10 protein-coding genes are annotated in these 12,172 nt (G+C 56.7%); 5 read left to right on the forward strand and 5 right to left on the reverse strand.

Annotation, left to right across the window (positions count from 1 at the left end; all coding sequences use genetic code 11):
• Positions 1-250 precede the first annotated feature (250 nt).
• Complete coding sequence (locus tag V3W49_RS20150; protein ID WP_500147773.1) at positions 251-1,684, reverse strand: Na+/H+ antiporter NhaC family protein; 1,434 nt, start codon at positions 1,682-1,684, stop codon at positions 251-253.
• 234 nt (positions 1,685-1,918) lie between these two features.
• On the opposite strand from V3W49_RS20150, the gene admX reads away from it, so the two are divergent.
• Genes admX through V3W49_RS20165 form a run of 3 tightly spaced genes read left to right on the forward strand, consistent with a single transcriptional unit; the run spans position 1,919 to position 4,481 of the window.
• Positions 1,919-2,824: an HTH-type transcriptional regulator AdmX gene (gene admX, locus V3W49_RS20155; protein ID WP_500147774.1), complete on the forward strand. Its 906-nt coding sequence runs from the start codon at positions 1,919-1,921 to the stop codon at positions 2,822-2,824.
• A 54-nt stretch (positions 2,825-2,878) separates the two neighbouring features.
• Positions 2,879-4,126, forward strand: a complete 1,248-nt coding sequence (locus tag V3W49_RS20160) for a D-amino acid dehydrogenase (protein WP_500147775.1) — start codon at positions 2,879-2,881, stop codon at positions 4,124-4,126.
• Between the two features lies 1 nt (position 4,127).
• The gene (locus V3W49_RS20165; protein ID WP_500147776.1) at positions 4,128-4,481 is read left to right on the forward strand and encodes a RidA family protein; all 354 of its coding nucleotides are present in this window, start codon (positions 4,128-4,130) and stop codon (positions 4,479-4,481) included.
• Positions 4,482-4,532: 51 nt separating this feature from the next.
• Here the strand turns inward: V3W49_RS20165 and pqqU are convergent, their stop codons facing one another.
• From pqqU to V3W49_RS20180, 3 genes are all read right to left on the reverse strand, one after another.
• Entirely contained in the window at positions 4,533-6,653 is a 2,121-nt protein-coding gene (pqqU, locus tag V3W49_RS20170; protein WP_500147777.1) for a TonB-dependent receptor PqqU, read from the reverse strand.
• Between the two features lie 96 nt (positions 6,654-6,749).
• A complete protein-coding gene (locus tag V3W49_RS20175) occupies positions 6,750-8,156 on the reverse strand; it encodes a glucose/sorbosone family PQQ-dependent dehydrogenase (protein ID WP_500147778.1) in 1,407 nt (468 codons plus the stop codon).
• 665 nt (positions 8,157-8,821) lie between these two features.
• Positions 8,822-9,424 carry a helix-turn-helix domain-containing protein gene (locus tag V3W49_RS20180; RefSeq protein WP_500147779.1) on the reverse strand — a complete coding sequence of 201 codons (603 nt, stop codon included), beginning with the start codon at positions 9,422-9,424 and terminating at the stop codon, positions 8,822-8,824.
• Positions 9,425-9,467: 43 nt separating this feature from the next.
• Here V3W49_RS20180 and V3W49_RS20185 point away from each other — a divergent pair, with 43 nt between their 5' ends.
• Both V3W49_RS20185 and V3W49_RS20190 read left to right on the forward strand, forming a co-directional pair.
• Positions 9,468-10,160, forward strand: a complete 693-nt coding sequence (locus V3W49_RS20185) for a B3/B4 domain-containing protein (protein ID WP_500147780.1) — start codon at positions 9,468-9,470, stop codon at positions 10,158-10,160.
• Positions 10,161-10,260: 100 nt separating this feature from the next.
• Entirely contained in the window at positions 10,261-11,139 is an 879-nt protein-coding gene (locus tag V3W49_RS20190; protein WP_500147797.1) for a dihydrodipicolinate synthase family protein, read from the forward strand.
• 6 nt (positions 11,140-11,145) lie between these two features.
• Here the strand turns inward: V3W49_RS20190 and V3W49_RS20195 are convergent, their stop codons facing one another.
• Positions 11,146-12,057, reverse strand: a complete 912-nt coding sequence (locus tag V3W49_RS20195) for a LysR family transcriptional regulator (RefSeq protein ID WP_500147781.1) — start codon at positions 12,055-12,057, stop codon at positions 11,146-11,148.
• Positions 12,058-12,172: the final 115 nt, after the last annotated feature.

The raw sequence follows: 12,172 nt of genomic DNA on the forward strand, positions 1-12,172 counted from the left end.
CAAAGTGAACGGAACAGCCCACTGCATCATCATATTCTGCCGCTTTTATTCTGAAACTGGGCGCCGGAGCCGCCTGTCACCCTCACCCCGGCCCTCTCCCTGAAGGGAGAGAAAGTTTCCCGGCAGTGAACGGAACAGCCCACCGCATAGCCATATTCGCCGCTTTTATTCTGAAACCGGGCACCGGAGCCGCCTGTCACCCTCACCCCGGCCCGCCCTGCGATGATGAGAAGAAGATTAGCTTCCCCACTCACACCAGAATATGAAACAGCACTGCAAACAGAACAATATTCGCCAGCACAATGGCCCAACCGTTATACAGCATATATTTCAGATGGGTGGACTGCGCCAGCCCCATCTGGCCAAACATATCCGAGGACGGAAACGGCCCAAACCAGTCCACCTGACTCGACGCCAGCAGCACGGCAGTGGTTCCCTGGGGCGGTACCCCGGCGGCCATCAGCATCGGGCCGAAGATCTTATGGGTAAAGGTCATCTGTGCTACTGCGGCACCAGGAACGTGGCCGATAATATTAAAGGCAAAAATAAAGAAGCACAGCCAGGCCGGGGATATGCCCTCCAGCAGTGGCTGGGTGTAGCTCAACAGCCCCTGGTAAGCGTTCAGGCTATCCATCAGTTCCAGTATCGGGTTATACAGCCAGTACAGAAGAAACATCCATACCAACCGCCCGCAGCCGTGATAGAGCGCCTGTAAAATCGCGGATGGCCCCAGCCCCCCCACCAGCCCGGTGATTAACGCCACCAGCAGCATAACGATAATCGCGAAGCTGAAGCCCGCCTGAATCACCACGCCAACAACCGCCATCACGATAATAGTGGCGGCAAAGGCCAGAGCACTCAGGCGACTGCGCCGCTGCCGGGCCGGACTCTGTGCGCTCCCCTTGCTGATGGAAAGAGAGACCTCGTAACGCATTTTGCCTGCGGTCATCTTTTGAATTCGCCCCGCCATCAACCAACCTGTCAGCAGCGTCACAGCGCTCATCGGTAACCCCACACAGAGCAGATATTCGGGATAGCTCAACCCGCCCAGCTTAAGGATAGTCACAGTGCTCGGGGTAAAAGGGCCGGTAAACAGTCCCACCGAACCAGCGGTCATCATCAACGCAGCTACCGTCGGCGGCGTCAGGCCCACAGCCGCCGCGACCGGAATAATTACCGCCACAATAATGGCGTTACCGCCAGCCATGGTGCCCAGCGCGCCGCAGATCAGCACCGACGACGCCATAATGCCAAGCTTAACCCGGGTCTGGCTCGAAAGACCTATCCGGTGCACCACAAACTTCACCAGCTCCACCGCAGCACCGGTTCGGGTCGCCACCTCCCCCACTCCGGCACCGAGCATAATAATAAGCCCCACGGTGGCGATAAAAGAGCCGGTGGACTTCGCCAGCATAGCCCCCATTTCTGGCAGGCCAGTGGAAGTCATTATCATGGCGATCGCTATCGACGAGATCACCGCCAGCACGATATCCATTCCCGCCAGGCTCAGCAGCGCCAGGGCGACAATGGGGGTAAATCCCAGCAGCCCCAGCTCATGGCCAGGGTGGGCCCGACACCAGATGGCGGTCACAACAAACAGCGTCAGCAACAAACCGGTAATGATATTTTTGCGGGTGATATTACGCCCGGCTGGTGGGCTGCCAGGAAGCGTTGAGTCACTCATAAGGTTCCTTAAATGCCAAATTAAAACCAGCTCAGAACTTATCTTCCCTCGTTATCGTTATGGGTGAGGAGAATGGGTACAGCGGGTAGCGTTCTGAGAATCATGGACGCCGCCTGAGCAGCAACTCAGCAGTAAAAGTAAACATCTTGCTGATTGGTTATTAAACTTATGTTAATTTTTAAGCCACCAAAAATGATTTTTTGTCTGCCGCCTATAACCCAGAGTTAACTCCTGATGAAGCTGCGCCACCTGGAAATCTTCTACGCCGTGATGACCTGCGGTTCCCTTTCACGGGCGGCGGAATCGCTGAATATTTCCCAGCCCGCCGCCAGTAAGGCCCTGAAAAGTGCCGAACAAAAACTGGGCTTCCCGCTGTTTCAGCGGGTGCGCGGCAAGCTGCTGCCCAGTAGCGAAGCGCTGACGCTGTTCGAAAAGGCCCAAACGGTCTACCAGGATCTGGATAACCTGCGGTTACTGGCAGACAATCTGGCCCGGGATCCGCGGGCCAAAATCGCGCTGGGTTGCCTGCCAAGTCTGGGCCTGAGCCTGGTGCCAGGAATCGTCACCGACTTCTACCAGCAGAACACCAATCTGGTGATGACGCTGAGTACCGACCATACTGAGACGCTTGTCAAAAAACTGGATCTGCGTGAGATCGATCTGGCGCTCACTTTTCAGCCTATCCAGCAGAGCGATATCACCGCTACCGCCATTGCCCGCACGCCGCTGGTGTACATTGACAGGGACTATCGCCAGGGAACGGTCACTATTGAAGAGATCGACCAGCAACGCTGGATCTATCCCGGCGCCCATTCGCTTTCGGCCGCCATTGCCGCCCGCCGCAACTTTGCCACCACCCGCCTGAACGTGCAGACCTACTACATGGCCACCGAATTTGTGAAGCGCGGCATGGGATGCAGCATTACCGATATCTTTTCCGCCCGTCACAACCTGGCGCCGCAAATGATCCACCCCATTACCCCGCCGCTGATGATTAACCTGTGCCTGCTGCGCCGGACAGATGTCTCCCTGAGCCCGATGGTCCAAAAATTTGTCGACTTTCTCTGCCAGCGGCTGCGCGATCAGTTGCAGGAAATTAACCTGGAGTTATACCCCGAAAATAAAAATTCAATTGCGTAATACCGGTAAATGCTTTGACATAAATAACGCATTGATTAGCGGAAATGTCAGGTTATGAATAAGCGTATTGTAGTGGTTGGCGGCGGCGTTATAGGGTTAGCGACGGCCTGGGCGTTAATTAAAAGCGGGTATCAGGTTCAGTTGCTGGAGCGTAACGCCCTACCCGCTCGGGCAACCAGCTTCGCCAATGGTGGCCAGCTCAGCTATCGCTATGTGGCCCCCCTTGCCGACCGCGGCGTGCCATTACAGGGCATAAAATGGATGGGCAAAGTCGACTCGCCGCTTAATCTGCGCCTGAGAATGTCATCCGAGCAGTGGTGCTGGCTACTGCAATTTCTGCGGGCCTGCCGTCGTCAGACGAATAAAATCAACGGCGCCCATATATTGCGCCTGGCGCTACTCAGCCGCCAGATAATACAGGAGTGGCGCGATGAGGATAATCTGGCGGACTTCGACTGGCGGCGCTCGGGAAAATTAATTATTCACCGCCATGATGATTCCCTGAATAAAGCGGTTCAGGGTATCGATCCTCAGTTTCAGCAGCATCTTAGTCGTGATGACTGTATTCAACTGGAGCCAGCCCTGACCCATATTGGCAAACAAATTCGCGGGGGTATCTATTCACCGGAAGATGAAACCGCAGACTGTTATAAATTCTGCCTGGCACTACTCGAAAAGCTGACCCACAGCGCCAGCTTTACCCTGACCACCCGCTGCAAGGTACGGGGTATGAAACGCCTGGGGAATCGGATTCGCGCGCTGGAAACCAGCCTGGGTGATATCGACGGCGATGAGTTTGTGGTGGCGGCCGGAAACGGCAGCGGCCCGCTGCTGGGCAATGCAGGAATACGGGTGCCACTGTACGGGCTGAAGGGCTATAGCCTGACGCTCCCTTATCCGCAACGGCCCGGACTGGCTCCGGACGTAAGCGTGACCGACTACGGTCATAAGGTGGTCTACGCCCGCCTGGGCGACAGACTGCGTATCGCCGCGATGGTCGACATCGGTTACGATAGCGATGAAATCCGTCCGGAGCGCATCCAGGCGCTGAAACGCATTGTCGCCGCCAGTTTCCCCGAATTACCTGGGCTTGAGCAGGCCGAAACCTGGTCTGGTCTGCGCCCTTCCACACCAGCAGGCCCGCCGATGCTGGGGCGCGCCGGTTATCAAAATCTGTGGATGAATCTTGGTCAGGGCAGCCTGGGCTTTACGCTTGCCGCCGCAAGCGCGACTGTGCTTGGCTCGCTGATCCATGGCGAAGCGCCATCCATCTCTCTACAAGGTCTTACATGGGAGCCATAACATGAAAATCACCCGCAATAACCCCCAACCGCGACTTTCCGCCAGCGTCTGCTGGGGCGATCTGATTTTTCTGTCGGGCCAGACGCCGAAAAGTAGTGAACAAGATATCAGCCTGCAAACCCGGGAAGTGCTGGAGAAGATCGACAACCTGCTGAGCGAAGCAGGCAGCGATAACCGTCATATTCTTTCCGCTCAGGTATGGCTGAAGGATATCTCCCGCGATTTCGCCGCCTTTAATGAAGCCTGGGTCGCCTGGCTACCGGAAGGCCACAGCCCGGCTCGGGCCGCAGTCCAGGCGGAAATGGCTCGCCCGGATATTCTGGTCGAAGTGATGATTACGGCGGTGAAGGCCTGATTTCACCCTAAGCCCCCTCCCGATTGGAAGGGAGAGGGGCGCCCTTCTTTATCACTCAAAGCGATAACTTAACGTCATCCCTACGCCGTAGTTACGCCCGGGAGCCGGTTCAAAGTAGCGGCCTTTGCTCTCGTTAACGATAACCGAGCCGACATAGTCGCGATCGAACAGGTTATCGACCCGCCCCCAGACATCCAGCAGCCAGTTATCTTTCACGAATTTATAGCCGGTATTCAGCCCTACGGTGGTGTAGCCCGGCGCCGAAGCCGTATTGGCATCGTTGGCCTGGATACGGCTCAGGTAACGCACTTCGCCACCCGCGTACCAGCCCTGCTCCGGCAGCCAGCCCAGCGAGGCGTAAAGGCTGTTGCGGGCGATTCCCGGCATTCGGTTGCCGCTTTTAATATTGGCGCCTGCATCCTCACGGTAGGTGGCGTCCAGCAGCGTCCAGGCAAGCTTCGTGCGCCAGCTATCCATAAACTGCTGATCCCAGGCCAGCTCCACGCCACGGCGCCGGGTTTTGCCCGCGTTCTGATAGCTGGTACGTCCGTCCTTACTGCTGGCGACCACAATCTCATCGCTGGTATTGGTTTCAAACAGCGCGGCGCTAATCAGCCCGTTGCCCACCCGCATCTTACTGCCCACCTCTACCGTATTGCTGGTGGAAGGCTTCAGTTTAAAGTTCAGGGCGCTCTGGTCGTCGCTACGGTAAGACAGTTCGTTGATGGTCGGCGTTTCATAGCCGCGCCCAACGGAGGTATAAACATTCCAGGCGTCGGTCAGGGAGTACTTCAGCGCTGCGGCGGGCAGCCATTTATGATAGCTGGCCTCGCCGCTGTCGTCGCCGTTGCCCGGCACCACGTAGTGGTCGTTAGAGTCGAACCAGATGGAGCTGTAACGCACCCCGACGTCCAGCGTCAACCGTTCGGTTAGCTGCCACGAGGTCTGTAAGTAGGGGTCGACGTTCCACATCAGGTTGCGCTCTTTGCGGCGCAAATCGCCCTTCTCCCCCAGGGTGTAGTGGCCGTTGCTGTAGATAAAGTTCTCATAGCCACGACGCTGCTCGGTCATGGTTTCATAATCGATACCGGCGGTGAAGGACACCGGCAGCGGCCCTTCGGTCATGCGGTGAGTCCAGCGGGTATCGATGCCCTGATAATGGCGGGTCAGATCGATAACGCCCCCGGCGTGCTGGCGGCTACCTTGCTGAACAAAATACGGGATAGACTGATACTGCACGGTTTCGCGCATCCCGGCCCAGGCCGTCATACTGAAGTCATCATTATCGGTAACGGCACGCTGATAGCGCAGGCCGAGCTGGGACTGGCTGACAGTTTTACGGGTGTTGTACTGCTCGGCCCGCGGCGCCTGATGCGGATCGCTGCGCCACTCTTCCCGCGTCAGCCCACCCGGATCGTTGGCTTTAATATTGACGCTGTTAAAGGTCAGGGTCAGGCTGCTGCGATCGTCAATATTGACCCCCAGCTTCGCATTGGTCAGATCGCGATGAGCGCTGCTGCGATCGCGAAAGCCGTGGGTGGAAAAACGCGAAGTGGTGAGATCGTAGTTGAGATCGCCGGGCGCATCGCCCTCCCCCGTCGCGCCGCTCAGCCTGACGCCGCTGCGCCAGCTGCCATAGCTGCCATAATAGTTGCTGGTGGAAAGCGTGGTCGGCTGGCGACCACGCTCGGTGGTGATATTAATCACGCCGCCGGAGGCATTGCCGTAAAGCGCGGAAAAAGGGCCGCGCAGCACTTCGATGCGATCCACCGAACTTAAATCCACGTTGGAGATCTGGCTCTGACCGTCTGGCATGGTGGAGGGAATACCGTCCTGGTAAATACGGATACCGCGCACCCCGAAGGTGGAACGGGAACCGAAACCACGCAGTGAAAGCTGGAGATCCTGGGCATAGTTCTGACGGTTCTGGATTTGTAATCCGGGCACGTCGCTCAGCCCTTCCGAGAGGTTGACCTGCGGCCTGGCCTGGCGCAGATCGTCGCCATAGTCGACGCTCACCGCGCCCGGCGCCGTTAGCGGCGATAATCCATTATCCGGTGCCGCCGTCACCACCATGGTCTGTTCATTCTCCTGGTAGCCGTCGCCGCCAGCCGCCAGGACGGCGGCAGCGGGAGTCAGCATCAGCGGCACGCCGACGAGTATTTTTTTCATTCTGCTATCCATAATGCGAAAAGACGTCTAAAAAAGAAAATTATCAATATTATTCGGGCGCCATACGGCGCCCGTAGCGACAGATTACCTGCCGTTTTAGTTGCCTGTATAGTCAAACACCAGTATTTCGCCCGGATTGCTCAATTGCTTAGCCGGCTGGTTGTTCATATCCAGCGCATTGCCGCTGACATCGGTCGCAATATAGATCTTACGGGTATCCGGGCTGACCACCACGGTACGGTAGCGGTTAACGCTGCGGAAATACTTCGCCACATCGCCCTGCACTCCTTTTTCATCGGCATTCAGCGGCACCCGGTACAGCGCGCCGTTTTTCAGCGAGCTAATTAACAGCGAGTTACGCCACTCTTTAATGACCCCATCTTTCGGATACCAGGTAACGCTGGCAGGTGCCATGGTCGGCCAGCACAGATATGCAAGCTTGCCGCACTGTTCATCACGGAAGTTATAGTCGCTGCGTACGGTAAAGAAGGTTTTAATCGGCGGTTTAAAATTCGGCGCATTCCAGCTGGTCTCTTTTTCTACCGGTACCCCTTTGGGAATATAGTTGGCGTCATAGGTAAGCGACGCGCAATCTTTCGCTTTCGAATAGTTGGCGTAAGCATAGCCCTGATCGTCGCGGAAACCCGCTACGTGAGGCCAACCGTAGTTACCGCCAGGCTCAAGGATATTGAGTTCATCATCCGAAGAAGGCCCCTGTTCGGTAGAAAAGAGGGTCTTACCGACAAATACCAGTCCCTGCGGATTACGGTGACCGTAAGTAAACAGATGGCTACGAACGCCGTTGATCTCCGGGTTATCATCGGGAACAGAACCGTCAGTATTCAGGCGCAGCGTTTTACCGGCATAAGAGGCGTAATCCTTGTTATCCAGTTCGGCCTGAGTGGGCGTGCGCTGGGCCATATTCGGCTTGCAGAAGCTGGCCCCCTGGTTATGGCCCTGCTCGCCAATAGTGTAATACAGCTTGCCGTCCGGCCCGAAACGCAGGCGCCCGCCGTTATGGTCATGGCCCGCCGGGAATCCGGCCAGTACCGTGGTTTCATTGCCCAGAGTATGAGTTTTGGGGTCATATTCCAGACGGATGATTTTGGCGTGTTCCTCGCTGCCATCCATATAGGTATAGGCGGTATAAACGTAATTATCACCGCCCTTTTTCATAAAGTTCGGCGACAGCGCCAGCCCCAGGAGCCCCTCATGCTGTGGCCCAACGTGTACCGCATCGATGGTGATTGCGACCTGTTTATTCCCGGTTTTCGGATCGACGCGCGTAATCCGCTTCCCCTGGCGTTCAGTCACCCACAAATAGTTATCCGGCCCCCAGACCATATCCCATGGCGCATCCAGTCCGCTGGTCAGTATCGAGGATTTAAAAGGTGCGTTAACGTTGACGGGATGTGTTTTGATCTGCTGTGCCTGAACCGAAATAAAGGCCGCTGATGCCAGAGACAGCGCCAGAGCCAGCCCTGAAAGCTGAAACTTATTCATTGTTCCTCCGAGTAAAAACAGACCAGAAAAAGATATCCAGCCATTAGTTATCAACCGCGATAAAAATAATAGTAGCACCAACAGAAAATAAGAAAATATGTCACTGAAGGCACTCACAGAACACTAAGAAACCGTAGTACAAGCCTGAGCGAAAGCAATTAATTAATAATCAGATAACCTTTTCGATAATAAATACCAGTAAGTAACTATAATCCAAAGCCATACAAAAACAACAGCCAACAAGCGTATTAAAGCCAGCCTTGCATAAACCAACGCAGTAAAAAAAACGCCACAGTAGGGAAATCAAATAAATTTCAATGAATTAATAACAGACCACACTAACAACTCAATTTCGAAGAGTGCGCACTTTAGGAATTATTGTCATCCAAGTTAAATCTTAGACATACAATATTAGCAGGCAAATAGTAAACTAATTTATTAGTTATTCATAATCATCATTCCGCTCCTGGAAGCGAAAAGAACATTTAACCATACAAGAAAACCAGGCTGTAACACTTTATTTTCATTTGATGATAAATGCAGCATTGCTGTCAGGATATAAATATATCCGAATACATAATTAAACAGCACAATATGTATAGTGAATAAAAAACGCCACCGCCATTCCCTGTATGACAGCAGCGCTGTTTATGAGCAGGTATGGATTACGGATGGAGTTCGACAACCGTCATCGTGAAAACCAGCCGCTCGCCGCTGCGGTTTTCATAGGCGTGGGCCGTGTCGGTTCTGGCTACCGCGGAGCTGCCAGCGGCGACGCTTAGTACGCTGTCACCCAATATCAGCGTCAGGGTTCCCTCTTCGACGTGTAACAGTTCAAAGGTTCCCTGGGGGTGGCCAGGCGAACGGAAAGCTTCGCCCGCAAACATCTCCCAACGCCACAGCTCTATCATATTCGGCCCACTGGTACCAGCAAGCAACCGGGCGGTGCCCCCCTGTTCGCCACGCCACAGCGTCGGAATCTCCTCTTCCTCAATCAGGTAGGCCGCAGGGGTGCCGGTGACGTTCACCACGTCGGCCACCGAGAGTCCCAGCGCTGCCGCAACCTTGCACAAAATGGCGATGCTCGGGTTGGCACTGCCCTTCTCAATTTCCACCAGCATTCCTTTACTGACGCCTGCGCGCTTTGAAAGCTCGTCCAGTGACAGCCGCTGTGCCTTGCGGGTACTTTTTATCCGCAGCGACACCGCTTCGCTGACGCGTTCAATGTCGGCACCCGATTCGGTCGGTTTATTGACTTTTTTGGTCATCGGTCGTTACTATGGTATAAAATAGTCAATACAGGATTATCATATGTTCTGCGTAACGCCGTCAATCGATCCGAAAATCGCCGCGCTGGCCCCCGGCTTTCGGGCGCTCAGCATCGCGGTGGCCGCCGCTCCCGTCGAGAATCCCGATGTCGGCCAGCAGGCGTTGAATCACGCCTGTGCTGCGATCGCCAACGGTGACGCCCCCTGGGCACAGGCGCATCTGTCCGCCTGGGATGCGGTCTTTAAAGCCTTTGGCGCCAAACCCAAACGCACGCCCTGCTCCGCCGCGGCGTTATTGAAACGCGTTCAGCGCGACGGCAGCCTGCCCGCCATCGATCCGGTGGTCGATCTCTATAACGCCATCAGTATTGAATATGCCATTCCGGTCGGCGGCGAAAATATTGCGGCTTACGTGGGCGAACCACGACTGAAGATCGCTAACGGCACCGAACTGTTCGACACCGTGAAAGAGGGCGAACTGGCTCACGAGCTGCCGGAACCCGGCGAAGTGGTGTGGTGCGACGATAAAGGGGTTACCTGCCGCCGCTGGAACTGGCGTCAGGGCGTCAGAACCCGTCTGTGCGCCGACGACGAGCGTATGTGGTTTATTCTGGAAAGCCTGCCGGAGATGCCGCTGGACGCCTTGCAGGAAGCGGGAGACAAACTGTGCGAGGGGTTGATGCTGATGATGCCCGGCGCCAGCATCAGTAAAACAACCATTTCAGTTAGCGGATAAGACTGCCCGTTTATTTTCTCCATCCCATGGCCGATTATCCGCTACGCTTAGCGATATTCCTGAAAAGCCATTTTCCGCTCCCGGAGGTTACCGCGTGTCGATATTTACCGGCCTGAGCGCCTTTCCGTTAACCCCGCTGCGCGACGGGCGCCCGGATCAAGCCGCGTTTGTCGGCCTGATCGCACGGTTACACCGCGCCGGGGTCGATTCCATCAGCATACTGGGCTCCACCGGCTGTGCGCCTTACTTAAGCCAGCAGGAACGCGCTGAAGTTACCCGATGGGCAGTGGCCACCGCCGAAGGTATTCCGGTTGTCGTCGGCATCAGCGCCCTGAGCACCCGGGAGGTCATCCGGCTGGCCCGGGAAGCCGAACAGGCCGGGGCCAGCGGCGTGCTACTGGCCCCCTTCTCTTACCAGCCACTAACGGAAGAGGAGGTGTTTCATCTGTACGAGACGGTCGCCCGCCAGACATCCCTGCCGCTCTGCGTCTATGACAATCCCAGAGTCACCCGCTTTGAGTTTAGCGACGCCCTGTATGCCCGCATCGCCGCACTGCCGGGTGTGGCATCGTTCAAAATTCCGGGCGCGCCCGCCAATCCCGACGCCGCCAGGGAGCGGGTAGCAAAACTACGCGCGCTGCTACCAGGCTCAATTAGCCTGGGCGTCAGCGGCGACGCCTGCGCCGCCACCGCGCTGAATGCCGGATACGACGCCTGGTACTCGGTGCTCGGCGGGCTGTTTGCGGAGCAGGCGCTGGAGATAACCCGCGCCGAACCGCCCGGGGCTATCGCCCTTTCAGAGAGGCTGACGCCGCTATGGGCGCTGTTCACCCGCTACGGAAGCCTGCGCTGCATCGCCAGCGCCGCTGAAATTCTGGGACTGGCGGCCACCCCCTGTTTACCGGCCCCATTACGGGCGCTGGAAGGGGAAGCGCGTCAGGAGCTGGCCGAAATTCTGGCGCGTCTGGAACTGGCGTAGCCCGGCTTAACGCAGCGCGCTGCGTAACAGCTGAAAACACTGTTCAATCAGCGGCGGCAGCGGTTGTGAATGACGCAACAGCGCCACGGTGCGGGTCAGTTCCGGCTGTTGCAGCTGCACCACTCTGAGCTCTGGATCGTTAAGGTGCGTGGTGTAAAGGTGCGGCAGAATGGCGACGGCCAGTCGTGAACGCACCAGCCCGTACAGCGTTTCGATGTAATCCACCCGGTAGCGCACCGGCAGGGTCAGGCGCTGACTTTCGACCAGCGACGCCACCAGGCGGTGGCCGTTGCCGGTTGAGAACATCGCGATATCGCGCGCGGCCAGCTGTTTCCAGGGAAGATGCGCCGACTGAGACAGCGGATCGTCGCGATGCAGCACCGCGACAAAGGGATCCTCACGCAGCGGAAAAGCGTTGAGCACGCCCGGCACCGTGCTATCCAGCGCGCCGACGCCAAAATCCACCCGCCCGCTTTGCAGGCTCTCCATAAGCGCATCGTTCGCGCGATCCACAAACTCTACCCGCAGGCGCGGGAACGCCTGGGCCAGGCGCTGTGGAATCACGGGAAACAGCAGCGAACTGACCGATGGAATCAGGCCGATCCGCAGCGTACCATCGCCGCCCGCCTCCACCGCCTGCTGCATATCGTGAAAGCCTATTTGCGCCGCGCCAAGCACCCGCCGGGCGTGAGGCAGAATCGCCATGCCCAGTTCGGTCAGCGATACCGACGATGCAGTGCGGTTAACCAGCTTACCGCCAAGCACGCCTTCAATCTGGCGCAGCGCGCTGCTTAAAGCGGGCTGGCTAATCGCCAGCCGACTGGCGGTATCGGTAAAGTGGCGCAACTCGGCCAGCGTCACAAAGTACTGGATTTGCTTGAGCGAAAGCGCGGGCAGGCGCTGCCAGGGTTCTGTCATGGGGCGATTCCGGTGTCATTTTTATCCAGCATAACGCTTTGTTATCGGCCGATAAATTTATTCAGCTGGGCAAACGATTGCCCTGCTCTTAAAGTAGCGGCTCTGTCCGTTTTTG

The sequence above is a fragment of the Rosenbergiella sp. YN46 genome (genome assembly GCF_036620675.1).
Classification (GTDB): Bacteria; Pseudomonadota; Gammaproteobacteria; order Enterobacterales; family Enterobacteriaceae; genus Jejubacter.

Excerpts from the sequence above, each read along its gene's own strand:
- V3W49_RS20180 (WP_500147779.1), bottom strand. The coding sequence starts at position 9,424 with ATGACCAAAAAAGTCAATAAACCGACCGAATCGGGTGCCGACATTGAA.
- admX (WP_500147774.1), top strand. The coding sequence starts at position 1,919 with ATGAAGCTGCGCCACCTGGAAATCTTCTACGCCGTGATGACCTGCGGT.
- pqqU (WP_500147777.1), bottom strand. The coding sequence starts at position 6,653 with ATGAAAAAAATACTCGTCGGCGTGCCGCTGATGCTGACTCCCGCTGCC.
- V3W49_RS20175 (WP_500147778.1), bottom strand. The coding sequence starts at position 8,156 with ATGAATAAGTTTCAGCTTTCAGGGCTGGCTCTGGCGCTGTCTCTGGCA.
- V3W49_RS20160 (WP_500147775.1), top strand. The coding sequence starts at position 2,879 with ATGAATAAGCGTATTGTAGTGGTTGGCGGCGGCGTTATAGGGTTAGCG.
- V3W49_RS20150 (WP_500147773.1), bottom strand. The coding sequence starts at position 1,684 with ATGAGTGACTCAACGCTTCCTGGCAGCCCACCAGCCGGGCGTAATATC.
- V3W49_RS20195 (WP_500147781.1), bottom strand. The coding sequence starts at position 12,057 with ATGACAGAACCCTGGCAGCGCCTGCCCGCGCTTTCGCTCAAGCAAATC.
- V3W49_RS20165 (WP_500147776.1), top strand. The coding sequence starts at position 4,128 with ATGAAAATCACCCGCAATAACCCCCAACCGCGACTTTCCGCCAGCGTC.
- V3W49_RS20185 (WP_500147780.1), top strand. The coding sequence starts at position 9,468 with ATGTTCTGCGTAACGCCGTCAATCGATCCGAAAATCGCCGCGCTGGCC.